This window comes from Corynebacterium sp. AOP40-4SA-5, from assembly GCF_052377355.1.
In the GTDB taxonomy this organism is placed as follows: domain Bacteria; phylum Actinomycetota; class Actinomycetes; order Mycobacteriales; family Mycobacteriaceae; genus Corynebacterium.
In genome coordinates this window covers 88,478-111,919 of record NZ_JBQSWS010000007.1, presented here as the reverse complement: position 1 = coordinate 111,919, position 23,442 = coordinate 88,478, and the positions used below count along the sequence as shown (strand labels likewise).

Sequence of the window (23,442 nt, the reverse complement as noted above, 5' to 3'; positions counted from 1 at the left end):
GACCGACCACCCCATGGCGATCACGCCCACCCACCTGGCCGACGGCCGCGAACTGATCTACTTCGACGACGACCCGGACGACCCGGACCTCCTCGCCGGACGCACCACCCGCGAACTCCACGACCCCCGGGACCTGCCCGGCTCGGTGACGGAGTCGGAGATGCGCCGCGACCCGTTCACCGGGCAGTGGGTCACCTACGCCGCGCACCGCAACAACCGCACGTTCATGCCCCCGGCGAACGAGAACCCGCTGGCCCCGACCACCCCGGGCAACCTGCCGACGGAGATCCCGGCGGACGACTACGACGTGGTCGTCTTCGAGAACCGGTTCCCGTCGTTCTCCACGAGGATCGTGATGCCGGACGACCCGGCGGACTACCCCTGGCACGTGGACGGTGAGGAGCTGGTCCCGCGGCGTCCGGCGGCCGCACGCTGCGAGGTCATCTGCTTCACCCCTGACTCCTCGCTGTCGTTCCGCGACCTGCCGCTGAGGCGCATCCGCACGGTCGTGGAGGCCTGGACCCACCGCACCGCAGCGTTGTCCCAGGTCGACGGGGTGCTGCAGGTCGCCCCCTTCGAGAACCGGGGCGAGGAGATCGGGGTCACGCTGCAGCACCCGCACGGGCAGATCTACAGCTACCCGTTCCTGCCGCCGCGCAGCCGCCAGATCCTGGAGCAGGCGCGCGCCCACCGCGCGGCCACCGGCGGCGACCTGTTCGACGACGTGCTCGCCGCGGAGCGTCGGGCCGGTACGCGGGTGATCGCCGACGCCGCGTCCACCGGCGGTTTCACCGTCTACGTGCCGGCCGCGGCGAAGTGGCCGGTGGAGGTGATGGTGGTGCCGGAGCGTCCCGTCGCCGACTTCACCGGGCTGACCGAGCAGGAACGCGCCGCACTGCCGGGCGTGCTCAAGGCCCTGTACACCGCGGTGGACCGCTACTTCGAGGGCGTGGACCGTACCCCCTACATCGCCGCCTGGAACCAGGCGCCCGTGCAGTCCCGGCTGACCGGGGAGGACGAGTCGCTGCGTGGGGAGGGGCGCCTGCACCTGCAGCTGTTCTCCCTGATGCGCTCGCCGAACCGGATGAAGTACCTCGCCGGCTCGGAGTCCGCCTTCGGCGCGTGGATCAGTGACACCACCCCGGAGGCCGTCGCCGAGCGGCTGCGCGCGGTGTGGCCCGACGAGAAGGAGACCGGCTCATGGTGACACCGGACTGGTGGACCACCCGCGACGAGCAGCAGCTGGCCGACGACGCGCAGGCGCTGTTCAATCAGCACTTCGGTGACGGTACTTGCGAGGGTGTGTGGGCCGCGCCCGGGCGGGTGAACCTCATCGGCGAGCACGTCGACTACGCCGGCGGCATGTCCCTGCCCTTCGCGCTGCCGCAGAACACCGCCGCCGCGGTGGGACGCAGGACGGACGGGGTGCTGCGCCTGGTGTCGGTGGTGCCCGGCACCGAGGGCACGCAGGATGCGCCGAGCACCGAGATCGCCCTGGCCGACATCGGACCGGGTAACCCGGCCGGGTGGGCCGGTTACGCCGCCGGCGCGGTGTGGGCCGGACTGCAGGACGGGGTCATCCCCTCGTGCGAGGGCCTGGACATCGCCCTGGTCTCCGACGTCCCCCTGGGTGCCGGGCTGTCCAGCTCCGCGGCACTGGAGTGCTCCGTCGCCCTGGCGGCCTATGAATTAGCCACCGGCCACTCACCCGACAGCGCGGCGCTCGAGCGCCTGGTCACCGCGTGCATGCGCGCGGAGAACGAGGTCGTCGGCGCGTCCACCGGTGGGCTCGACCAGCGCAGTTCGCTCTACGGACGCTCGGGCATGGCCCTGGCCGTCGACTTCCTCGACGGCTCCGTCGAGCTGGTGCCCTGCGACCTGGCGGCGGCGGGCCTGGCGTTGCTGATCATGAACACCAATGCGGCGCACCAGCTCGCCGACGGCCAGTACGCCTCGCGCCGCGGCGTGATCGACGCGGTCTCCGCCCACCTCGGCGTGGGCACTCTCGGCGAGATCCTGCAGGACGCCGCGGCGTCCTCCCGACTGCCGGACGAGGTGCGCGCCTGGTCGGCGACGCCGCAGGCCCACGCGCTGCTCGGCGGGAGTGACGGCGGGGATACCGCGCAGCGCCGCGTCCGGCACGTCGTCGAGGAGATCCGGCGCACCCGCGACGAAGCGGTGCCGGCGCTGCGCGACGCCGGTGCGTCCGGAGAGATGGGTGGGCTCGGTGAGCTCGGTGAGCTGATGAACGCCAGCCATGCCAGCCTGCGCGACCTCTACGAGGTCACCGTGCCTGAACTCGACGGCGCCCAGGAGGCAGCACTGGCCGCCGGGGCGCTCGGCGCGCGGATGACCGGTGGCGGCTTCGGCGGCAGTGTCATCGCCCTGGTTCACCGCGAGCAGGTCGAGGTCGTCGCCGAGGCGGTGGACGCCGCCGCCCGCGACCGAGGTTTCCCGGCGCCGACGTTCTTCGTGGCTGCACCGTCCGACGGGGCACGTCGGATCCGGTGATGTCGAACCCCTCTTGCCCGGTACGAGGGGCTGTGCCATGATCGGGGTGCCCGGAGCGAGATGCTGCGGGCACGAACCAGTTCGAGTCAGCAGAAGTCAGAAGATTTTCCGGAGAGGGGAGCGGCCATGAAGGCGACGCATCGCGCACAGCATCAGTTTTGGCTGCTACCCGACCACCGCTGACTCCGACCCACATTTTCCCGGGCGGGGCATCGGTGCCCCCGTCCGGACGAGTTCCTCAGCGAACCCTCTTTCAAGTCTCTCGACGTGTGCCCGCCGATGCTGCCGCCCCTTTCACCAGAAAGGGACCACCATGTCCAGTAGACACGTCGACACACCGGGAGTGACGCTCCAGGAGAACAAGCTCCTGAGCTTCGCCTCCGACGTCGACGACAACACGCTCGAGCAGGCGCGCCAGATCGCCGGGCTGCCCTTCATCTTCCCGCACGTCGCGCTGATGCCCGACGCCCACTTCGGCAAGGGATCCTCCGTCGGTACCGTCTTCGGCACCGAACGCGCCGTGATCCCCGCCGCCGTCGGCGTGGACATCGGCTGCGGGATGATCGGTGTGCGCACCGCATTCACCGCCGACGACCTGGCAGGAAACGAACTCACCGACCTGCGCGACGCCATCGAGGGCGCCATCCCGCTGTCCCCCGGACGCTACAACGGCTGGGTGCTCGGCGGCACCGCCGAGGCACGCACCCGCGAACTCGCCGACCTCGCCGAGACCACCGGCGTGGACCTGGGGCACTCCAAGAAGTGGCGGCAGCAGCTGGGCTCCCTCGGCGGCGGCAACCACTTCATCGAGCTCTGCCTCGACGAGGAGGAGCGTGTGTGGATGTTCCTGCACTCCGGCTCGCGCGGGGTCGGCAACAAGATCGCGCAGAAGCACATCAAGACTGCGCAGCGGCTGATGCGGAAGTTCTGGGTGCAGCTGCCCGACGACGACCTCGCCTACCTCCCCGAAGGAACCCCCGAATTCGACTGCTACCTGCGTGAACTCGCCTGGGCGCAGCGCTTCGCCTGGCTGAACCGCGAGGAGATGATGGACCGCTTCTCCCGCCTGCTCGGAGAGTGGGTCGGCACACCCGTCGAGGAGACCGAGCGGATCAACTGCCACCACAACTACACTGTCAAGGAAGAGCACTACGGAAGGACGGTGTGGCTGACCCGCAAGGGTGCCGTGCGTGCGGACGAGGGTGTGAAGGCGCTGATCCCCGGGTCGATGGGCACGGCGTCCTACGTGGTCGAGGGACGCGGCTTCGCGCCGGGACTGCGCTCGGCGCCGCACGGCGCAGGACGTCGCTTCTCCCGCACGCAGGCGCGCAAGCGGTTCAGCGCCGACGACCTGGACGCCCGGATGGACGGCATCGTCTACCGTCCGGGCGACGCCTTCGTCGACGAGATCCCCGACGCCTACAAGGACATCGACGTGGTCATGGCCGACGCCGAACCGCTGGTGCACGTGCTGCACAAGCTGCGCCAGGTGATGAACGTCAAGGGGACGTAGGCGCACCCGTCACGAAACCCCGAGCAATTGGTGGTTTCCGGGATGGAGACCACCGATCGCTCGGGGTTCTGGGACAAGGGGGCCGGCGCTGCCGGCCCGGCCAGCAGCCCCCAGCCCTACATCACTACGGCGTGGTGCCGTGGATGTAGCCGAAACGGTGCTCGGTGGTGGTGACGGCCTGCTCCAGCAGCATCGGCAGCAGCTCGCGGCGTCCGTCGGGGAGGACCGGTTGGTCGAGGACGACCGAGCCGGAGCGCGCGGCGGCCTCGTACAGGTTCTCGTCCACGTCGCCGAGGGTGCGGATCCGCACGCTGGGCTGCACACCGATCTCGGCGGCGAACTCCATGTCGGAGACCATCCTGATCCGGTTGGCCAGCTCGCCCATCTCGGAGGTCACCGACGGTGCGGCGGACACCTCGAGCTTCGTGCCTGTCACCGAGGCGCCGAGGTAGAGTCGCAGCAGGTCACGCAGGTTCGCGTTGGCCCCGATGCGCACGCGCAGCGGTTCCAGCAACGGCCGGTAGCGGAATACGTTGGATTCCACGACCAGGGCGGTGCGGTCGTGCTCGATGCCGAACTCGGAGGTCCACGCCTGTGCGTCGGACTCCGCGGCGCGGCGCAGCCAGCGGTGGTCCTCCTCGGTGAGCACGGGGTGCGCCATGCCGTGGAACTCGCGCAGCATCTGGGTGATCGCGGTGGACACGCTGCCGCTGTGCAGGGCGCTGATGTCGCCTTCGGCCCAGTGGCCCTGCTGGGCGACGTAGTTCGGGCCGCCGGCCTTCGCACCGCTGCCGATCGAGGACCCCTTCCAACCGCCGAAGGACTGGCGCTGGACGATGGCGCCGGTGATGCCGCGTTCCACGTACACGTTCCCGGCCTCGACGCGGTCGCGCCAGAACTCGGTCTCGTCCCGGTCGATGGTGTGCAGTCCGGCGGTCAACCCGTAACCCGTGGAGTTCTGCCACTCGATGGCCTCCTCCAGGGTGTCGGCGTGCATCACGCCGGCGACGGGGCCGAAGCACTCGTGGGTGTGGAACCAGGCGCCGGGACGCACGTTGTCGCGCAGCCCGGGGGTCCACAGCGTGGCGTCCTCCGCGGTGCCGTTGAGCGGTTCGGGCTTGACCAGCCACTTCTCGCCCTTGTCGAGCTTGGTCAGTCCGCGCAGGAGCTTGTCGCCGGCGGGCTCGATGATGCCGTTCATGTCGGTGGCGAGGTCGTCGCCGGGGCCCACACGCAGGGACTTCACCGCGTCCACCAGCTGGCCCATGAAGCGCTTGGACTTGCCCATCGACCCGACGGTGATGATCAGCGACGCCGCGGAGCACTTCTGCCCGGCGTGGCCGTAGGCGGAGGCGAGGATGTCGGAGACCGCCAGGTCCGGGTCGGCCGCCGGGGTGACGATGATGGCGTTCTTGCCGGACGTCTCGGCGTTGATCGTCATCTGCGGGTCCCAGGAGCGGAACATGCGGGCGGTCTCGGAGCCGCCGGTGAAGATCACCGAGTCGATGTCCTCGTGGGAGACCAAGCGCTTGCCGGCCTCGCCCTCGTCGGCGTTGACGAGCTGCAGCATGTCCTCGGTGACACCTGCCTCACGCAGCGCCTCGACGAAGACCTCGGCGATGCGCAGGGTCTGCGGGGCGGGCTTGATGACCACGCAGGCTCCGGCGGCGAGGGCGGCCATGCAGCCGCCGACGGGGATGGCGATGGGGAAGTTCCACGGCGGGACGACGGCCACCGTGCGGTAGGGGGTGAACGTGGAGCCGCGGTGGCGGTCGATCTTGCGCGCGGACTCGGCGTAGTACCGGCAGAAGTCGATGGCCTCGGAGACCTCGGGGTCGGTCTCGGAGACGGTCTTGCCGGCCTCGTGGACGGCGGCGGCGATGAGCCGGTGACGGTTGTCGGCCAGGGCGTCCGCGGCGCGGTCGAGCACCTCGGCGCGCTCCGCGCCGCTCTTCGCGGCCCACGCCTCGTGGGCGTCCAAGGCACGCTGGACGGCGGCGTCGACGGTGGCGGGGTCGGTGACCTCCTCGCTCACGGTCGGGCCCGGGTCGGAGGACGCGTCGACGATGCGCGCGGCCCACTCGCGGTTGGCGGGCAGGTCGGAGTCGGTGTCAGGCTCGTTGACGAAGTTGCCGGGGACGCTGGCGGAGCTGGTGCCGGCCTTGGCGCGGGCCTCCTCGGTACGGTTCTGCGTCCGGCGCGGTCCGGCGTCGGTGGACCACCGGTCGCGCACGGCGGCGAGGTAACGCTCGCGCTGACCCTCCATGGGGGTCATGCCGGTCTCCTCGTCGTCCTCGGGGGTGAACATGGCGTAGAGGAAGTTCTGCTTGGCGCCGTTCTCCTCGAGGCGGCGCACGAGGTAGCTCACCGCGACGTCGAAGTTCTCCTTCTTCACCACCGGTGTGTAGAGGATGACCTCGCCGATCACGCTGCGCACCGCCTCGGCCTGGGCGGGGGCCATGCCCTGCAGCATCTCGGCGTCGATCTGGTCCTCCACGCCGCGCTCCACGGAGAGCTCGTGGGCCAGCGCCATGTGGAAGACGTTGTGCGTGGCCACACCGATACGGATCACGTCGGAGTGCTCGGGGCGCAGCACCCAGTCGAGCAGCCGCAGGTAGTTGGCGTCCACCTCGGCCTTCGTGAGGTAGGGCGTCTGCGGCCAGTCGTGGAGCTCGGCGTCCACCCGCTCCATCGAGAGGTTCGCGCCCTTGACGATGCGAACCTTGATCTTCGCACCGCCACGCTCCCGACGCTCCTGGGCGAACTCGGTGAGCTGACGCAGCGCGTCGAAGGAGTCCGGCAGGTAGGCCTGCAGGACGATACCCGCCTCGATCTCCAGGAACTCCTCCTCGCCGAGCAGCTCGGTGAAGATGCGCAGCGTGAGGTCGAGGTCTTTGTACTCCTCCATGTCCATGTTGATGAAGGGGCGTGGTGAGCGCTTCAGCGACTCGCGGTAGAGCGGACGCAGGCGCTCCTTGAGACGCTCGGTGGACCCGTCGAGGTCCCAGTGGTTGAGCTGTGAGACCACCGCGGACGGCTTCACGCTGATGTAGTCCACCTTCGGGTTACGCACCAGGTCGATGAGGTCGTCGCGACGGCGCACCGCCTCGTCCTCACCGAGGACGGCCTCACCCAGCAGGTTGATGTTGAGGCGGAACCCGGCGTCGCGCGCCTCCTCGAGCATCTTGTCCATCGTGCCGCTCTCGGCGTCCAGCACCAGGTGGCCCACCACGGAGCGCAGGTAGGCGCGCGCGATGGGCATCACGATCTGCGGCAGCAGCGGGGCGGCGATCGACCCGGCGGTCATGAGGATCTGGTCGACGACGCCGAGGAACCCCGGCACCGGTGCCTGACGCTTCACCGGGTGGGCGATCTTGGCGAACTCGTCGGCGGCGACCTTGTTGTCCTCCGGACGTGCGACGCGGTCGACGAAGCTGAAGGTGAACTCCACACCACTGGGCTCGTGGACCATGTCCGCGAGCTGCTTGGTCGACTTGCTGGTCTCCTCGACCTGCAGCCAGGTGTCGGCGAGACCGAGGGACCGCTTGACCACGGCCTCCACGTCGTCGGCCTTCTCCGGACGGGTGGTGGCGGTGGACGGTGAGTTGTTGGATGACACGCGTGTTCTCCTGACGGGGCCGTGGTTCTCGGTCCACCGGCCCCGGGGTCGGGTACGGGATCGGGTTCAGGGTCGTGAGGTGGGTTCAGCAGGTCCGGGCGGGCGGGCGGTCACCGACGGGACGTAGGCCGGTGGGTGCCGGGCGGTCGGACGGCGACAGGTGGTGGTGCGGCACGCGGGCTCCTCTCGAGGCGTCGGCGTCCACCGTGGTGTGGACGACCGTGGTGTCAGGTCGTTCGGTCCACGGTGCGCGGGGGCGGAGGAGAGCGGCCCGTGGGTGATGGGGCACCGAGCCTACGCTGAGCTGAGGAGGTGTGCCGGGGGAGGACGCGGCGCGGGTGCGTCCGGAGACCACCCCGGGAGGTGGGACGGCGACGGTTTCCGTCGGCGCGGGACGGCGAAGTGGACGCTTCGTCCTGCGCGCCGGACAGAAACCGTCCTGCGCGGTTTCCGGCGTGGTTCTAGTTCGCCGGGTACTCCATCGGCGCGCCGGGGCCGAGCGGAATGCCGAGGGCCCACCAGGCGAGGAAGAAGAGGAACCAGCCGACGAGCATCGCCATGGAGTAGGGGATCGTCATCGACAGCAGGGTGCCGAGGCCGGCCTTCTTGTAGTAGCGCACCAGGAAGGACAGGGCCAGGGCGAAGTAGGGGCTCATCGGGGTGATGATGTTCGTGGTCGAGTCACCGATGCGGTAGAGCATCTGGGTGACCTCCGGGGAGATGCCCACGTACATCATCATCGGCACCACCACCGGTGCCATCAGCGCCCACTGTGCCGACCCGGAGGTGATCATGAGGTTGAGCAGGCAGACCATCACGATGAAGCCGGCGAAGAGCACCACCGGCGGCAGATCCCAGGTCTGCAGCACCTCACTGCCCTTGATGGACAGGAAGTTGCCCAGGTTGGACCACTCGAACCAGGCGAGGAACTGGGAGACGGCGAAGAACAGCACCATCATGGGCAGCAGCGTCTTCAGGCCGCGGACCATGAACTCCGGGATGTCGGCGGGGCTGGTCACCGAACCGACCACGACACCGTAGACCGTGCCCAGCAGGAAGAACCCCAGGGCGATCGGCACGGCGATGTCGGTGATCAGCGGGCTCTCCATCACCGCACCACCCTCGCCCTGCAGCGGGGAACCGGGCACGAAGAGCAGGGCGAAGTAGACGGCGAGGCCGACCAGGGCGACGAGGCCGGTGATCTTCAGGCCGCGGCCCTCGACGTCGCGCAGGGCGAGGTCCTTGACCTCGTTGCCGTCCTCGTCGGTGAAGGCGACCTCCTCGTAGTTCACCTGGTCGTGGTCGACGAGCTGGTGGATGCGCTTGTTCATGAACAGCTCGGTGACCAGGGTGATGATCACCGCCAGCAGGATCGCGGAGGCCATCACGAAGTAGTAGTTCGACAGCGGGTTGACCACGTAGTCGGGGTCCACGATCTGCGCGGCCGAGGTCGACAGGCCGGACAGCAGCACGTCGGTGATGTTGAGCACCAGCGAGGAGTTGAAGCCGCCGGAGGACGCCACGAAGGCGACGATCGCGCCGACGATGGGGGAGCGTCCGATGGCGTGGAAGGCCATCGCGCCGAGCGGGATGACGATGACGTAGACCGCGTCGGACGCGACGGACCCGGTCACGCCGGCGAGCGCGACGACGAAGGTCAGCGTCTTCGGACCGGTCTTGGCCACCATGGCGCGCACGATGGCGCTGATCAGGCCCGCGTACTCGGCGACCGCGACGCCGAGCATCACGGTGATGATGACGCCGAGCGGCGGGAAGTCGGTGTAGTTGGTGACCACCCCGGTGACGATCTGGTGCAGGCCCTCGCTGTTGAGCAGGTTCGTGACCTCGACGGGGTCACCGGTCTGCGGGTCCTCGGCCGACCAGCCGGCCAGGGATCCGAGCCAGCTGAGGACCAGCACGAGCCCGCCGAGGATCACGAAGAGCCAGAAGGGGTTGGGCAGCTTGTTGCCGAGCCACTCCACCCACCCCAGGAAACCGTGGGGTCTGGAGTGGTGTTCCTTCTTGTCCTCTACCTTGTCTTCTGGCTTCTCCGACGGCGTCTGAGTCTCCTGAGGCGTCATGGGGCAGCAGACTACCAATCCGGCCGATCTGCTGCAGGACATGCACATAAATAGAGTTGTCACTCCAGCCACATCTGTTTCTTTTGCCCCAGATTGTCGGGTACGGTAGCGACGTGATCACATTCGACAAGGTCAGCAAGACATACCGGACGTCCACCCGGCCTGCGTTGCAGGATGTCTCGGTCGAGATCGACAAGGGTGAGTTCGTCTTCCTCATCGGGCCCAGTGGCTCGGGCAAGTCGACCTTCCTGCAGCTCATGATCCGTGAGGAGGAGGTCGACTCCGGCGAGCTCTACGTCGCGGACTTCCACGTCAACACGCTGCGCAAGCGCAGGACGCCGCAGCTGCGTCAGAAGATCGGCTACGTCTTCCAGGACTTCCGCCTGCTGCCCAACAAGAACGTCCACGACAACGTCGCCTTCGCCCTCGAGGTCACCGGGCGACGGAAGGACGCCATCGAGAAGGCCGTCCCCGAGGCGCTCGACATGGTCGGCCTGGCGGGCAAGGGGCAGCGCATGCCCGACGAGCTCTCCGGCGGCGAGCAGCAGCGCGTGGCCATCGCCCGCGCCACCGCGAACCGTCCCCTCGTCCTGCTCGCCGACGAGCCGACCGGCAACCTCGACCCGGACACCTCCGCCGAGATCATGGCGCTGCTCAACCGCATCAACCGGGGCGGCACGACCGTGGTGATGAGCACGCACGACGACGTCGCCGTCGACTCCATGCGCCGCCGCGTCCTGGAACTGTCCAACGGAAAACTCGTGCGCGACGACGCACACGGCATCTACGCCGTCGGACGCTAGGGAAGAGGGAACACATGAAGATCCGTTTCGTCCTCAAGGAAGCCTTCTCCGGGCTGACCCGCAACGTGACGATGACCGTCGCGATGATCATCACCACCGCCATCTCCCTGGCACTGCTCGCCACCGGCGTGCTGATCACCAACATGACCTCCGACACCAAGGAGCTCTACCTCGACCGCATCGAGGTGATGGTGCAGCTCGACGACGAGATCTCCTCCAGCGACCTCGACTGCTCCAGTGAGGTCTGCGCGGACATCCGCGACACCCTGGAGTCCGACGACGACGTCGAGTCGGTGACCTACCGCAACAAGGAGCAGAGCTACCAGCGGTTCGTCGAGCTCTTCGGGCAGTCCGACCCCGTCCTCGTGGAGCAGACCTCGCAGGACGCCTTCCCCGCGGCGCTGCACGTCCGTCTCGCCGACCCGTTGGACACCACGCCGATCGACGAGATCGCCGAGAAGCCCGGCGTGTCCACCATCGTCGACCAGCAGGACGACCTGCGTGGCGCGACACAGAACCTCGACGCGGTGCGCAACGCCAGCTTCGTGCTGGCCGCCGTGCAGGCCATCGCCGCGATCTTCCTCATCATGAACATGGTGCAGCTCGCGGCGTACTCCCGACGCCACGAGACCAGCATCATGCGCATGGTCGGCGCGACGCGCTGGTACACCCAGGCGCCGTTCATCCTCGAGGCCATGCTGGCCTCGATCATCGGCTCCCTGCTGTCCGTCGGCGCGCTGCTGCTGGGCAAGCGCTTCCTGCTGGACCAGGCGCTCGGGTCCCTCTACGACGCCGACCTGATAGCGAGGATCACCGCCTCGGACATCTGGCTGGTCTCGCCGTTCGTCATCATCGCCGGTGCCCTGGTCGCCGGGGTGACTGCGCAGGTCACACTGCGCTGGTACGTGAAGAAGTAACCGGGTAGACTTCCTCGGGCTATGGCGAAGAAGAGCACACCGGTGGATTCCGGACGGAAAAAGGGCGACAAGGCCGCCAAGTCGGGCAAGGCCGGGAAGGCCGGCACGAAGAACGGCGGCCCGCTCGTCGTCGCCACCAACCGCAAGGCCCGCCACAACTACCGCATCCTGGAGACCGTCGAGGCCGGTGTGGCCCTGGTCGGCACCGAGGTCAAGGCGCTGCGCGAGGGCAAGGCCTCCCTGGTGGACGCCTTCGCCACCGTCGACGACGGCGAGGTGTGGCTGCGCAACCTGCACATCCCCGAGTACGCGCAGGGGACGTGGACGAACCACGCGCCGCGTCGCGTCCGCAAGCTGCTGCTGCACCGCAACGAGATCGACACCCTCATGGGCAAGGTCCGCGACGGCAACAACACCCTGGTCCCGCTGCAGCTCTACTTCGTCTCCGGACGCCTCAAGGTGGAGCTCGCGCTGGCCACCGGTAAGCAGGACTACGACAAGCGCCAGGACATCAAGCGGCGGACCGAGGAGCGTGAGGCGACCCGTGAGCTGGGGCGTCGGATCAAGGGCATCAAGGGCTGAAGCGGGGGCTGACCTGGGGCGACTGCCAAGGTTGACGTCGGTGCGCGGCGCGAACTAGAGTTGATCTTCCTGCCGTCGCCGAGCTTTCCGACGACAGGGGATGTACACCAAGGGGTCGATCAGGTTTCGACTTCGTGCATTGAGCCAGGGGAAGCGTGCCGGTGCAGGCTGGAGACCACCGTGAGCGTCGCAGCAACCTATAGGCGCCGAGAAGAACACTCAGCGCGACTACGCCCTCGCTGCCTAATCAGCGACCGCGTGTCTGTCAGCCCGGGTAGGTCCCTGACCCGGTCACTGGCATCAGCTAAGGGACTTCACGCCACCGTCCTGTCGTTCGGGCGGGTGGCGGACATTTCAGAGCGACTGGGCTCATCATCCGGGCACGTCCGCATGACCCGGAGAGCCGAGCAGAGGTAGCCGCGGACTGCGCACGGAGAAGCCCTGGCGAGGTCGCGAAGGACCCGGGTTCAATTCCCGGCGGCTCCACCGACAGGCCCCCTGACCCACCGGTCAGGGGGCCTTCTCTGTGTCTGGGCCACGTCCCGGAGGGCGCCCGTGGGCACATTCTGGGTATACCTCTCCGTGGATGGGGAGACAGCAACCCCGCAGGTTGGTCCGACCGACTTCCGGGGGTTGCTGTCTCACGCAGGGGCCCGCGAAATCGCGACGGTGACCACCACCGAAACAGCCTCGGCGACCATCACGGTGACTCGGGGTCCAAAGTATGCTTATAATCCTCTTCGTCGTTTCATCACAGGTGATTGTTTAGCTCTCCACCTCCGTCGTCCATGCCTCAGGAGTCCACGTGCGTCTGTCCACCCGTCACCGCCGCAACCGTCCCGCTCTTCGTTCGATGCTCACCGCCGCCGCAGCCACCGTCGCGGTCGCCGTCGTCGGAGCGCCGATGGCCTCGGCCGTGGGCTTCTCCGCCGGCATCGTCGCCACCCCTGCGATCCCGCGGTGCGAGCCGAACATCGTGGTCATCGTGCCCGGTGGCGGCCAGTCCTCCACGGCTCTGCCGGAGAACCTGCCGGTCGGGGCCTACACCTCGGACCTCGGCGCGATGCTCGAGAACTTCGGGAAGTCCACCACCCGCACCGTCTCCTACGACGCCCTGCCGTTCGTCTCCACGGCATACAGCAAGATCCAGTCGCAGGGCATCACCCGCACCAACCAGCTCATCTCCCGGACCGCGGCGGAATGCCCGTCCTCCCAGATCAGCCTCGTCGGCTACTCCCTGGGAGCGGACGTGGCGTCCCGCGTGGCCGCCGAGATCGGCCACGGGCGCGGCCCCATCGACGCCGACAAGTTCGGTTCCGCCGCGGTGATCTCCAGCCCGAACCGTGGTGCGGACTCGGTCGAGGGCGGTAGCGCCCGCGGCGGTGCCGGCGTGTTCGGCGCCCTGCCGGGCGGTTACGGTGAGGTCGCCGACCGCGTGATGGACGTGTGTGCTGCCGCCGACTACATCTGCAACTCCGACGAGCGCACCGAGAACACCCGTGAGCGCGCCGAGGCCGTCACCCAGATGACCGCGCTCGACCAGACGCTGACCGGTAGCTCGGACATCCGCGGCGTCGACAACCGCAGCGTGGTCGCCGAGGTTCCCTTCGGCCTGGCCCCCGGCCAGTACGCGCACGTCTCCAGCTACGGCGGCAACGGTGGGGTGAACCCGGTCTACGGGTTCCTGACCAGTAACTTCTGACATCACCGGTGGCACATCACGACACGGTGAGTAGGGGCAACACCCTGCCCATGGGGCTGATCGTGGCGGGCATCCTGCTCGTCGCGTCAAACCTGCGCGCCGCGATCACGACCGTCGGCCCGGTGCTCTCCTCGGTGGAGGGGGACCTGGGCCTGTCTGCGTCGGCGGCGTCGGTGCTGGTGAGTCTCCCGTTGCTGTGCTTCGCGGTGGTCTCGCCCCTGATCCCGCGGCTGGCGACGCGGTGGGGTCTGGAGCGGGTGATCGTCTCCGGACTCGTCCTGCTCGCAGTCGGCCTGCTGGTGCGCTCGACCCCGCCGCAGATGCTGCTGTGGGCGGGCACGGTGATGATCGGGGTGTCGATCGCAGCCCTCAACGTGGTGCTGCCCGCCCTGGTCAAACGCGACGTCCCGGGGCGTATCGGACAGGTCACCGGGGCGTACTCGGCGATGCAGTCGGGTTTCGCTGCGGTGGCGGCCGGGGTCGCGGTGCCCGTCGCCGGACTGACCTCCCTGGGCTGGCGTCTGCCGCTGGGGATGTGGGCGGGTCTGGCGCTGGTGACGATCGGCGTGCTGCTGCCACGCCTGCGTGTCGGGGGCCACGCCCCACGGCAGGACGCGGCGGCCGCCGCGTCCCGCCACGTCGAGCTGTCCGGCGATGCCGTGGCGCCGGTGGCGCCCGTGGCGCGGGCGGCACGGTCGGTGTGGCGCCAACGTCTGGCCTGGCAGGTCACTGTGTTCATGGGCCTGCAGTCGACCAGCTACTACGTGCTCGTCACCTGGCTGCCGGCCATCGAGGTCGACGCCGGGGTGGGGGACACCGCGGCCGGCGTCCACCAGTTCCTGCTGCACGTCTTCGGCATCGTCGGCAGTCTCGGCTGCTCGGCGTTGATCGCGAGGACGGCCGACCAGCGCGTGCTCGGGGTCGTGGTTCCGCTGACCATGCTCGCCGCGGTGACGGGCATGCTGCTGGCGCCGTCGGTGATGGTGCTGTGGGTGTGTCTCGCCGGTGTGGGCTGTGGGTCGAGCATCGTGCTCGCGCTGTCGTTCTTCGGGCTGCGCACCCGGGACCACGGGCAGGCCGCCTCGCTGTCGGGGATGGCGCAGTCGGTGGGGTACCTGCTGGCAGCGGCCGGCCCGGTCGCGGTCGGCGCCCTGCACGACGTGAGCGGCTCCTGGACGCCGGCGCTGGTGGTGCTCATCGTCGCCGACGTCCTGCTCGTCGCGGTGGGGTGGCGGGTCGGACGCGACCGCACGCTCGACTGAACCGGCCAGCTCAGTCGGCCTGCTCAGTCGGCCTGCTCGCGCAGCATGTTCTTCCGCACCTTGCCCGTCGACGTCCGTGGCAGCTCGTCGATGACGCGGTAGTCGCGCGGGACCTTGTAGCCGGCGATGAGGCCGCGGCAGTGGTCGATGACGGACGACTCCAGCGCCGCGTCCTGCTCCACGCCGGGGACGAGGACGACGTAGGCGCGCAGCGCCTCACCCCACCGGTCGTCCGGCACACCGATCACCGAGACGTCCGCCACCGACGGGTGGCTGATCACCGCCTGCTCCACCTCGATGGTGGAGATGTTCTCGCCGCCGGAGATGACCACGTCCTTCGCCCGGTCGAGGACCTGGATGTACCCGTCGGGGTGCTTGACCGCCAGGTCACCGGAGTGGAACCAGCCGCCGCGGAACGCCTCCTCGGTGGCGTCGGGGTTGTGGAAGTACTCGCGCATCACGATGTTGCCGCGCATCACGACCTCGCCCATCGTCTCCCCGTCGGACGGCACGTCCACCAGCGTCACGTCCGGCGGTGCGTCCTTCCCGATCTGCTCGACGACGCGGACCTCCTCACTGGTGACCATCGCCAGGCCCTGCCGTGACTTCAGGCGGGCACGCTCGGCCGTCGACAGCGTGGCCCAGTCCGGCTGCGGGGCGCAGGTGACCGTGGGGCCGTAGGTCTCGGTGAGACCGTAGACGTGGATCACGTCGATGCCGAGGTCCTCGCACGCGCCGATCACCGTGGGGCTCGGCGGCGCGCCCGCGGTCGCCACCGACAGGTCGGTGACCTGGTGCGCCTCCTCGGCGGAGACGATGGTGGCCAGCACCGCCGGTGCCCCGCACAGCCCGGTCACGCCTTCCTCGTCGATCAGTCGCCACACCTCGGGGCCGCGCACCGCACGCAACGCCACCTGGGTGGCGCAGGCCGCCATCGCCGCCCAGCCGGTGCACCATCCGGAGCAGTGGAACATCGGCAGGGTCCACAGGTAGACCGAGTCGCGGGTGTAGTTGTGCGTCATCACCATGCCCAGCGCGGCGAGGTAGGCGCCGCGGTGCGTGTAGACCACGCCCTTGGGGCGTCCGGTGGTGCCGGAGGTGTAGTTGATGGCGATGGCGGCGTCCTCGTCCCCGACGGTGAAGGGGAGCTCGGCGCCCTCAGCGCCCTCGGCGAGGTACTCGTCGAAGGTGGTGACGACCCCGGAGTCGGGGAACTTCGGGGTGGGCTGGGTGCCGTCGGCGTCCTGGATGAGCACGAAGGTGTCCACGAGCCCGGCGCTGCCGAGGGTGCGCCGGCAGGCGAGGATCAGCTCCTGCTCGCCGAACAGGGTGCCGATGCCGGCGTGGTCGCAGATGTAGCGCACCTCCGCCGGCGCCAGGCGCGTGTTGATCGGCACGAGGACGCCGCCGGCGAGGGGGACGGCGAACTGCGCGAGCAGCGCCTCGTAGCTGTTGGACGCCAACATGCCGACGCGTCCCCCGGGCCGCAGGCCGCGGCGCTGCAGCGCGCGGGCGAGACGCAGCGCGTCCTCCCGCATCCCGGCGAAGGTGACGCGACGCGGACCGTCGACGCAGGCCGTGCGGTCCGGGTGGATCGTGGCGCTGCGGTCGAGGAAGCGCAGCGGGGTCAGCGGGACGTTGAGGCCTGCGGTCATGGACGGTTCTCCTTTTGGACGGTGAATCAACACCTGCGAGGGTAACAGTGTCCGGCCGTGGCCGCGGCGTTACGGTTACGATCGGGGAGGAAACATTTACCGAGGAAAGGAACGGCCGTGAACATCAGCGACACCCGCCGCCGCGTGGTGGCCCTCGCCCTGGGAACCTGCATGGTCGGCGCGCTCGCCGCCTGCGGCGACGACAACGACAGCGACAGTGGTGGGGACGCCACGGGCGGCGACGCGACCGTCACGGTGACCGAGACGTCCGACGCGGGGGCGGGCGCCGACGCGAGCGGGACGAGTGAGCCGGGGAGCGGCTCGGGGAGTGGCTCTGCAGGCGGTGGCAGCGTGGCCAGCCTCGTCTTCGACGGGACGGACATGGCGTCCGACTTCAGCGACGTGCAGTGCCGGCAGGACGGCGCGGACGAGTTCGAGATCGACCTGCGCAACGCCGACGCGACGAGCCACGTGGAGGTCGACCTCGACACGAGGGACACTCCGCGCGTCGACGGTCTCGGCGTGGAGATGGAGGGCAAGGAGTGGGAGTCCACGGACGCCCGGGAGGCGGAGGCCACCGTCGAGGTCGACGGTGACACCTACCGGGTCCGCGGCGAGCTCGAGGTCGACGACGACCACCCGGACGCCGGCGACGTCGCCGAGCTGGAACTCGAGGTCAGCTGCGCCTGAGCCGGGGCCTTTTCTGGGGCCTGATCAGCGCCAGGGGGACTTCTGCTCGACCAGGAAGTTCTCCACCTCGGCGGTCGACGCCTTGAGCTTCGGGTCGAAGTCCAGGTAGGCCTTGGTCTCCCGGGCGACGAGTCCGGACAGGATCAGCAGGCCGACGAGGTTCGGCAGGGCCATCAGCCCGTTGGCCAGGTCGGAGAACGTCCAGGCCATGTTGAGCTCCATCGTGGCGCCGACGACGACCACGCAGGTGAAGACGATGCGGTAGGGGACCGTGGCGTAGTCACCGAAGATGCGCTGCGCGCTGCGCTCGCCGTAGTACGACCAGCCCAGGATCGTGGAGAAGGCGAAGAACACGATCGAGATCGTCACGATGTAACCGCCCCAGTGGCCCGGCAGGGCCTCGGCGAAGGCGTCACTCGTCATCGTCCCGGCCCGGTCCTCGCCTTGGTCCCACACGCCGCTGGAGATGATCACCAGACCTGTGAAGGACACGACCACGATGGTGTCGATGAAGGTCTGCGTCATGGAGACAAGGCCCTGACGGACCGGGTGGGTGGTCTTCGCCGCGGCGGCGGCGATCGCGGCCGAGCCCATGCCGGACTCGTTGGAGAAGATGCCGCGGGCGGCACCCATCTGCAGTGCCAGCAGGATGCCGGAGCCCACGAATCCACCGACGGCCGCGGTGCCGGAGAAGGCGTCCGAGAAGATCAGGCCGATGGCCTCGGGGATGGCCGCGGCGTTGATGGTGAGTACCGCCAGGCCACCGATGATGTAGACGGCGATCATCAGCGGGACGAAGCCGGCGGTGACCTGGCCGATGGCCTTGATGCCGCCGAGCAGGACCGCGCCGATGAGGATGAACAGGACGATGGCGGTGATCGTCGGGTCGACGCCGAAGGAGTTCTCCAGGTTCTCCGACACCGCGTTGGCCTGGGTCATGTTGCCGATGCCGAAGGAGGCGACGACCGCGGCGATGGCGAAGAACCAGGCCAGGAACTTGCCGACCGGGCCCTTGATGCCGCGCTCCAGGTAACGCTGGGGGCCGCCGGACATGTTGCCCTTGCCGTCGGTCACGCGGAAACGCACCCCGAGGAACGCCTCGGAGTACTTCGACGCCATGCCGAGCAGGCCGGTGATCCACATCCAGAACAGCGCGCCGGGGCCACCGATCGAGATGGCGGTGGCCACACCGACGATGTTGCCGACGCCGACCGTGGCGGCCAGCGCCGTGGTCAGCGCCTGGTACTGGGTGATGTCTCCCTTGGCGCCCTCGTCCTCACGGTCGATGAGCCCGAGGCGCAGTGCGGGGAACAGTTTGCGGAACTGGACCCCGCGCAACCTGATCGTCAGGATGAAGCCGGTGGCGAACAGGAGAGGGATCAGGAGCCACGGGCCCCAGACGAAGGACGCGGCGGTGTCGAGGCCGTCCTCGAAGCCCGAGGCCAGCTGCATGTCGGTTGTTTGCATGAGAGAAAGATAACCCGCCCGTGTTTCCGCCAGGTAATGAACAGGGAAGTTTTTCTGCGTGGGGGTGGAGGGGGGTCTGCTGTGCGTGCACTGTCAGTGCGGGAGCCCTGGTTGCCAGTTTGCTGGGAATGCCGACACCCCCGGCGGTCCCGTCTGGATTAGCGGCGCGGACGACAGATAGGGTGGACGCGGTCACGTCCTGCGAAAACGTCGGGGCGAGGAGAGAGAACACCGTGAAAGGTTGAGGTTTGTGAGTCAGAAGATCAAGGCGCCCAACGACAAGAACCGGAGCTTCCTCTGGGGGATCGTGGCGCTCGTGGTGATCTGCGTGCTGTTCATCGGTTTCATGGTCTTCAACGGCCGGAAGAGCGCCGACGTGGACCTCAGCGCGGCAGACGTGTCCTTCTCCGTGTCGGTGGAGGACGGTGTGGTCCAGCTCCGCTCTGGCGACGACAACGACGCTTCCACGGCGGAGGTGTTCGAGGACTACAGCTGCCACTACTGTGCCGAGCTGGTCGACGTCGACGGCGACTCGATGAAGGCCGCACTGGAGGACGGGGACCTCAACGTCGATCTCCACACCGTGAACTTCGTCAGCGGCAGCGACCCGGCGTCCACCCGGACCGGAGCCGTCGCCATGGCAATCGCGGACACCGGCAACGCCGGCGCATTCTGGGCCTTCCACGAGAAGGCTTTCGAGGACCAGACCACCGTCGCACGTGACTGGGGCTTCGATGAGCTGGCGGACGCCGCCGAGCAGCTCGGTGTCGAGGACTCCGTCGTCGAGTCGATCCGTGACGAGTCCGTCGTGGACACGTACAAGCCCCTGCTGGACGCGAACTCGGAGGAGCTCAACGAGCGGATGGACGGCCAGGCTGCCACGCCTGCCCTCTACGTCGACGGCGAGTCCTACGCGATCGAGCGGGACCCGGAGGATCCGGAGAAGATGAAGAACTGGGTCCCGGACGTCATCGCCGGCAACTCCGGTTCCGAGGAGTCGGACGCGGCGACGGAGTCGGAGTCCGCTGACTCCGAGTAGGTCCGCGTAGGTCCGCGTAGGTCGGGGCAGTTCGGAACAGTTCGTCCCCGAGGACGGCCTAAACACTGCAATTCGGTCCGGTCACTGCCAGTGACCGGACCGAATTGCATTGATTGCGCCGGGCGCCGGAGGCAGGGGACGGCGGGGAACATCCGCTGGATCGGGTGCCCGGCACCACAGCGGAAGACCGCGCACGAAAAAGTCCGCCCCCTGTTCTCCGGGGAGAACAGGGGGCGGACCGTGGTGGAGCTAAGGGGACTCGAACCCCTGACCCCCACACTGCCAGTGTGGTGCGCTACCAGCTGCGCCATAGCCCCGTACGCTGAGCGGAAGAAGAAGTGTTCCTCGCTGCGGACGAGACATAATGTACCCCAGGGCTCTCCGAGCACGCAAACCAGCAGGTGAGTGTGGCGAAAGACGCATTTCAGACGTTGGGGCGGGATGGGCCGGTGTGCGAGAATTGCAGTACATCGACGGCGGGCAGCGGGTCCGCTCCGGCACACGACGGGAGATCCAGTGACTACAGCGGTTGAGGAACGGGCGGGCGAGCGGCCGGACGGTCGCCAGGCGGGCCTCTGGGGAGGGTCTGCACCGTACGCGTTCGGGCTCGTCGTCTTCGGCGTCATCGGCCTGTTCATGTCGGGCCTGATCCTCTTCGACAAGATCAAGCTCATGCAGGACGCGAGCTTCACCCCGGCGTGCACCCTGAACGACGTCGTCTCGTGCACGGACGTGATGAACTCGAACCAGGCCTCCGCCTTCGGCTTCCCGAACCCCTTCATCGGTCTCGTCGGATTCGCCGTCGTGCTGTGCATCGGTGTGGCGCTCTTCGCCGGCGCCCGCTTCCGCGCCTGGTTCTGGTACGGCTTCCTCCTCGGACTGGCGCTCGCCGTGGTCTTCGTGCACTGGCTCGCCTACGAGGCGGTCTACGAGATCGAGGCCCTGTGCCCCTACTGCATGGTCGTGTGGGCGGTCGTCCTGCCGCTGTTCGTGTCCACGGTGGTGCGGATCGCGCACTCGCGGACCGAGGCCGCCGGGGGGACGGCGCCGCGTGGTGCGTCGGCTCTGTTCATGCCGCTGGCGGTCGTCGTCGTGTGGTACCTCGGATTCACCGCACTGATCCTCCAGCAGTTCGTGTTCTGAGCCCGGTAGGCACCGCCAACGGTGGCGGTTTGGTCAGGGCACCGTGTCAGGCTAAACTGTCGTGCTGTGTCGCGACCCGGGATTTCGCCGGGCTCGTACGTCGCTCTTCCGGACGCTTTCTGGCGTTCCGGGGAGTCTGATCAATTCCGATCAATCACGATCAACACCGCGCCGAGGTTCTGTGTGAGCAGCCCGGGGCGCACGACGAGAAAGGAGCGCCCGATGAAGGTCCGTAAGTCCCTTCGGTCGCTGAAGAACAAGCCGGGCGCCCAGGTTGTCCGCCGCCACGGCAAGGTCTTCGTGATCAACAAGAAGGACCCGCGTTTCAAGGCTCGCCAGGGCTGATCCAGCGGTCTTCCGTTTTTCGGACGAACCCCTCCAGTGCCGCCCCCTCGCCGGGGCGTGCACCGGAGGGGTTCTTTCGCGTCCGGGGTCGCACGGGGGAGTTCCGGAGGCAGTTACCTTCCGTGGAATTACATCAATGATTTTTCGGCCCAACATCTAGTGTCGACCCTCTCGCGCCACCTGCGAATACGCATCTTGTAACTACTATATCTTGTGTTCGAATGATGTGATTACCCCAATATCTCGTGGAAAAACGGGTTGTGTCCCGCTCCGATCCCGGTGTAGTGTCGTCGTCATCAGCCCGGCAGGGGCACCGCTCCGGGCACCCGGGGAACACGCACCGCCGGGCACGTCCCACCCCACGCATTTCGCCGTCATTCTTCACAGGAGCGCCTCGATGATCACCGTCTACACCAAGCCCGCCTGCGTCCAGTGCACCGCCACCAAGAGGGCCCTCGACAAGGCCGGACTTGACTACGAGATGGTCGACATCAGCCTCGACGACGAGGCCCGCGACTACGTGATGGCCCTCGGTCACCTCCAGGCCCCGGTCGTCGTCACGGAGGACGCCCACTGGTCCGGCTTCCGTCCGGACCGCATCAAGTCCCTGGACGTCGCAGCGGCCTGAGACCGTCCCCCGCGAGGGGGACGCGAACACCACCGGGAGGGCGCTGCAGCACGCAGCGTCCTCCCTCCTTTTTGTCACGTTTGACCCCTCGAACCCCTTGAAGTGGTGTTTTTCCATGGCTTCGCGCTCTGAACGCCGTCCGGGCAGGACGGCCCTGCGGTCGGTTCTGGCCGACACCACTCCGCTGCAGTCGCCGCACTTCCGGCGGTTGTGGACGGCCAACATCGTCACCGTCATCGGCTCCCAGCTGACCGTGGTCGTGGTTCCCGCGCAGATCTACTCGATCACGGGGAGCTCGGGTTTCGTGGGCCTGGCCGGTGCCTTCGGTCTGGTCCCGCTGATCGTCTTCGGCCTGTACGGCGGCGCGCTGGCGGACATGATGGACCGTCGGCGCCTGCTGATCATCACCACCGTCGGCCTGATCGCCACCGCGGTGGCCTTCTGGGCGCAGGCCGCCGCCGGGCTGGACAACGTGTGGCTGCTGCTGTCGATCTTCGCGCTGCAGCAGGCGTTCTTCGCCGTCAACCAGCCGACCCGCACCGCGATCACCGCCCGCATCGTCCCGGAGGGTGCGGTGGCCCCGGCCGTGTCGCTGAACATGACGGTGCAGCAGGCCGGCGCCATCCTCGGCCCCATCCTCGGTGGGCTGCTGATCCCGGTGACCGGCTACTCGCTGCTCTACCTGGTGGACGCCTTCTGCCTGGCGGCCACACTGTGGGCCGTGCTCAAGCTTCCGGCGCTGCCGCCGGACCTGAGCGGCGCAGGAGGCGCAGGCAGCGCAGGGAAGGACGCCTCGCGGCGCAGGACGCCGGGCTTCCGCAGCATCGCCGAGGGTTTCATCTACCTCGCGGCGATGCCGATCCTGCTGATGAGTTTCGTCATCGACCTGATCGCCATGATCTTCGGCATGCCGCGCGCCCTGATCCCGCAGATCTCCACCGTGGACTTCGGTGAAGCCGGGGACGGCGGCCTGTTCTACGCGCTGCTCTGGGCGGCGGTGCCCGCCGGCGCCGTGCTCGGCGGGATCTTCTCCGGCGCGGTGACCAGGCTGCGCCACCAGGGAGTGGGCATCGTGGTCTCGGTGCTGTGCTGGGGCGTGGCGATCATCGTGATGGGTGTGGCCGTCAACCTCGCCGACGGACGCATCGGCCTGTGGGCGTGCGTGGCGGTGTTCGCCTTCGTCATCGGCGGCCTGGCCGACATGTTCTCCTCGGTGCAGCGCTCGGCGATGCTCCAGGAGGCCGCGGACGACCGGATGCGCGGACGCCTGCAGGGCGTCTTCCTCATCGTGGTCGCCGGCGGCCCGCGCCTGGCGGACATGCTGCACGGCTGGGCCGGATCCGTCCTCGGCGCGGGCACCGCCACACTCGTCGGCGGCGTCCTGGTCGTCATCGGCACCGTCGTGGCGGTGGCGATCGTCCCGTCCTTCCTGAAGTACGTCCCTGCCCGGTTCGCCGAGCGGTAGAGTCCGTAAAGAGAATACGA

Annotated in this window: 18 protein-coding genes, 1 tRNA gene and 1 other RNA gene; 15 read left to right on the top strand and 5 right to left on the bottom strand. The window is 68.4% G+C overall.

Going from position 1 to position 23,442, the window contains the following annotated elements; genetic code table 11:
• The first annotated feature begins 13 nt into the window (after window positions 1-13).
• From galT to ACT3S3_RS06235, 3 genes are all read left to right on the top strand, one after another.
• Window positions 14-1,207, top strand: coding sequence for a galactose-1-phosphate uridylyltransferase (galT, locus tag ACT3S3_RS06245; protein WP_441578971.1), 1,194 nt, complete (start codon window positions 14-16; stop codon window positions 1,205-1,207).
• Window positions 1,201-2,511 carry a galactokinase gene (galK, locus tag ACT3S3_RS06240; protein ID WP_301442802.1) on the top strand — a complete coding sequence of 437 codons (1,311 nt, stop codon included), beginning with the start codon at window positions 1,201-1,203 and terminating at the stop codon, window positions 2,509-2,511. Before galT ends, galK begins: the two co-directional genes overlap by 7 nt.
• Window positions 2,512-2,824: 313 nt before the next feature.
• Window positions 2,825-4,024 carry an RtcB family protein gene (locus ACT3S3_RS06235; protein ID WP_301442801.1) on the top strand — a complete coding sequence of 400 codons (1,200 nt, stop codon included), beginning with the start codon at window positions 2,825-2,827 and terminating at the stop codon, window positions 4,022-4,024.
• A gap of 124 nt (window positions 4,025-4,148) precedes the next feature.
• Here the strand turns inward: ACT3S3_RS06235 and ACT3S3_RS06230 are convergent, their stop codons facing one another.
• Window positions 4,149-7,643: a bifunctional proline dehydrogenase/L-glutamate gamma-semialdehyde dehydrogenase gene (locus ACT3S3_RS06230; RefSeq protein WP_441582952.1), complete on the bottom strand. Its 3,495-nt coding sequence runs from the start codon at window positions 7,641-7,643 to the stop codon at window positions 4,149-4,151.
• 461 nt (window positions 7,644-8,104) lie between these two features.
• Window positions 8,105-9,724, bottom strand: coding sequence for an AbgT family transporter (locus tag ACT3S3_RS06225; RefSeq protein WP_441579465.1), 1,620 nt, complete (start codon window positions 9,722-9,724; stop codon window positions 8,105-8,107).
• Between the two features lie 113 nt (window positions 9,725-9,837).
• On the opposite strand from ACT3S3_RS06225, the gene ftsE reads away from it, so the two are divergent.
• From ftsE to ACT3S3_RS06195, 6 genes are all read left to right on the top strand, one after another.
• Complete coding sequence (ftsE, locus tag ACT3S3_RS06220; protein WP_301442799.1) at window positions 9,838-10,527, top strand: cell division ATP-binding protein FtsE; 690 nt, start codon at window positions 9,838-9,840, stop codon at window positions 10,525-10,527.
• Window positions 10,528-10,541: 14 nt separating this feature from the next.
• Entirely contained in the window at window positions 10,542-11,444 is a 903-nt protein-coding gene (ftsX, locus tag ACT3S3_RS06215; RefSeq protein WP_301442798.1) for a permease-like cell division protein FtsX, read from the top strand.
• A gap of 21 nt (window positions 11,445-11,465) precedes the next feature.
• Window positions 11,466-12,026 (top strand): SsrA-binding protein SmpB, encoded by a 561-nt coding sequence (smpB, locus tag ACT3S3_RS06210; protein WP_301442797.1) that lies wholly within the window; start codon window positions 11,466-11,468, stop codon window positions 12,024-12,026.
• Between the two features lie 111 nt (window positions 12,027-12,137).
• Window positions 12,138-12,515, top strand: a transfer-messenger RNA (tmRNA) gene (gene ssrA / locus ACT3S3_RS06205).
• A 316-nt stretch (window positions 12,516-12,831) separates the two neighbouring features.
• Complete coding sequence (locus ACT3S3_RS06200) at window positions 12,832-13,728, top strand: cutinase family protein (RefSeq protein ID WP_301442512.1); 897 nt, start codon at window positions 12,832-12,834, stop codon at window positions 13,726-13,728.
• Between the two features lie 26 nt (window positions 13,729-13,754).
• Window positions 13,755-14,990, top strand: a complete 1,236-nt coding sequence (locus ACT3S3_RS06195; RefSeq protein ID WP_441579467.1) for a CynX/NimT family MFS transporter — start codon at window positions 13,755-13,757, stop codon at window positions 14,988-14,990.
• A 23-nt stretch (window positions 14,991-15,013) separates the two neighbouring features.
• Here the strand turns inward: ACT3S3_RS06195 and ACT3S3_RS06190 are convergent, their stop codons facing one another.
• Entirely contained in the window at window positions 15,014-16,645 is a 1,632-nt protein-coding gene (locus ACT3S3_RS06190) for an AMP-binding protein (RefSeq protein WP_301442510.1), read from the bottom strand.
• 117 nt (window positions 16,646-16,762) lie between these two features.
• Between ACT3S3_RS06190 and ACT3S3_RS06185 the strand changes: the two genes are divergently transcribed.
• Window positions 16,763-17,335: a lipoprotein LpqH gene (locus tag ACT3S3_RS06185; protein ID WP_301442509.1), complete on the top strand. Its 573-nt coding sequence runs from the start codon at window positions 16,763-16,765 to the stop codon at window positions 17,333-17,335.
• Window positions 17,336-17,359: 24 nt separating this feature from the next.
• Here the strand turns inward: ACT3S3_RS06185 and ACT3S3_RS06180 are convergent, their stop codons facing one another.
• Window positions 17,360-18,787, bottom strand: coding sequence for an alanine/glycine:cation symporter family protein (locus tag ACT3S3_RS06180; RefSeq protein ID WP_441579469.1), 1,428 nt, complete (start codon window positions 18,785-18,787; stop codon window positions 17,360-17,362).
• Between the two features lie 265 nt (window positions 18,788-19,052).
• Here ACT3S3_RS06180 and ACT3S3_RS06175 point away from each other — a divergent pair, with 265 nt between their 5' ends.
• A complete protein-coding gene (locus tag ACT3S3_RS06175; protein WP_301442508.1) occupies window positions 19,053-19,841 on the top strand; it encodes a DsbA family protein in 789 nt (262 codons plus the stop codon).
• A gap of 241 nt (window positions 19,842-20,082) precedes the next feature.
• On the opposite strand, the gene ACT3S3_RS06170 is transcribed toward ACT3S3_RS06175, so the two are convergent.
• A tRNA-Ala gene (locus tag ACT3S3_RS06170) sits at window positions 20,083-20,158 on the bottom strand.
• A gap of 199 nt (window positions 20,159-20,357) precedes the next feature.
• Between ACT3S3_RS06170 and ACT3S3_RS06165 the strand changes: the two genes are divergently transcribed.
• The 4 genes from ACT3S3_RS06165 to ACT3S3_RS06150 all read left to right on the top strand — a co-directional run bounded on the left by ACT3S3_RS06165 (window position 20,358) and on the right by ACT3S3_RS06150 (window position 23,422).
• Window positions 20,358-20,984, top strand: a complete 627-nt coding sequence (locus tag ACT3S3_RS06165; RefSeq protein ID WP_301442507.1) for a vitamin K epoxide reductase family protein — start codon at window positions 20,358-20,360, stop codon at window positions 20,982-20,984.
• Window positions 20,985-21,206: 222 nt separating this feature from the next.
• The gene (gene ykgO / locus ACT3S3_RS06160; protein WP_012732041.1) at window positions 21,207-21,329 is read left to right on the top strand and encodes a type B 50S ribosomal protein L36; all 123 of its coding nucleotides are present in this window, start codon (window positions 21,207-21,209) and stop codon (window positions 21,327-21,329) included.
• A gap of 397 nt (window positions 21,330-21,726) precedes the next feature.
• Complete coding sequence (gene nrdH / locus ACT3S3_RS06155) at window positions 21,727-21,957, top strand: glutaredoxin-like protein NrdH (RefSeq protein WP_301442506.1); 231 nt, start codon at window positions 21,727-21,729, stop codon at window positions 21,955-21,957.
• A gap of 115 nt (window positions 21,958-22,072) precedes the next feature.
• Window positions 22,073-23,422 (top strand): MFS transporter, encoded by a 1,350-nt coding sequence (locus ACT3S3_RS06150; protein WP_301442505.1) that lies wholly within the window; start codon window positions 22,073-22,075, stop codon window positions 23,420-23,422.
• Window positions 23,423-23,442: the final 20 nt, after the last annotated feature.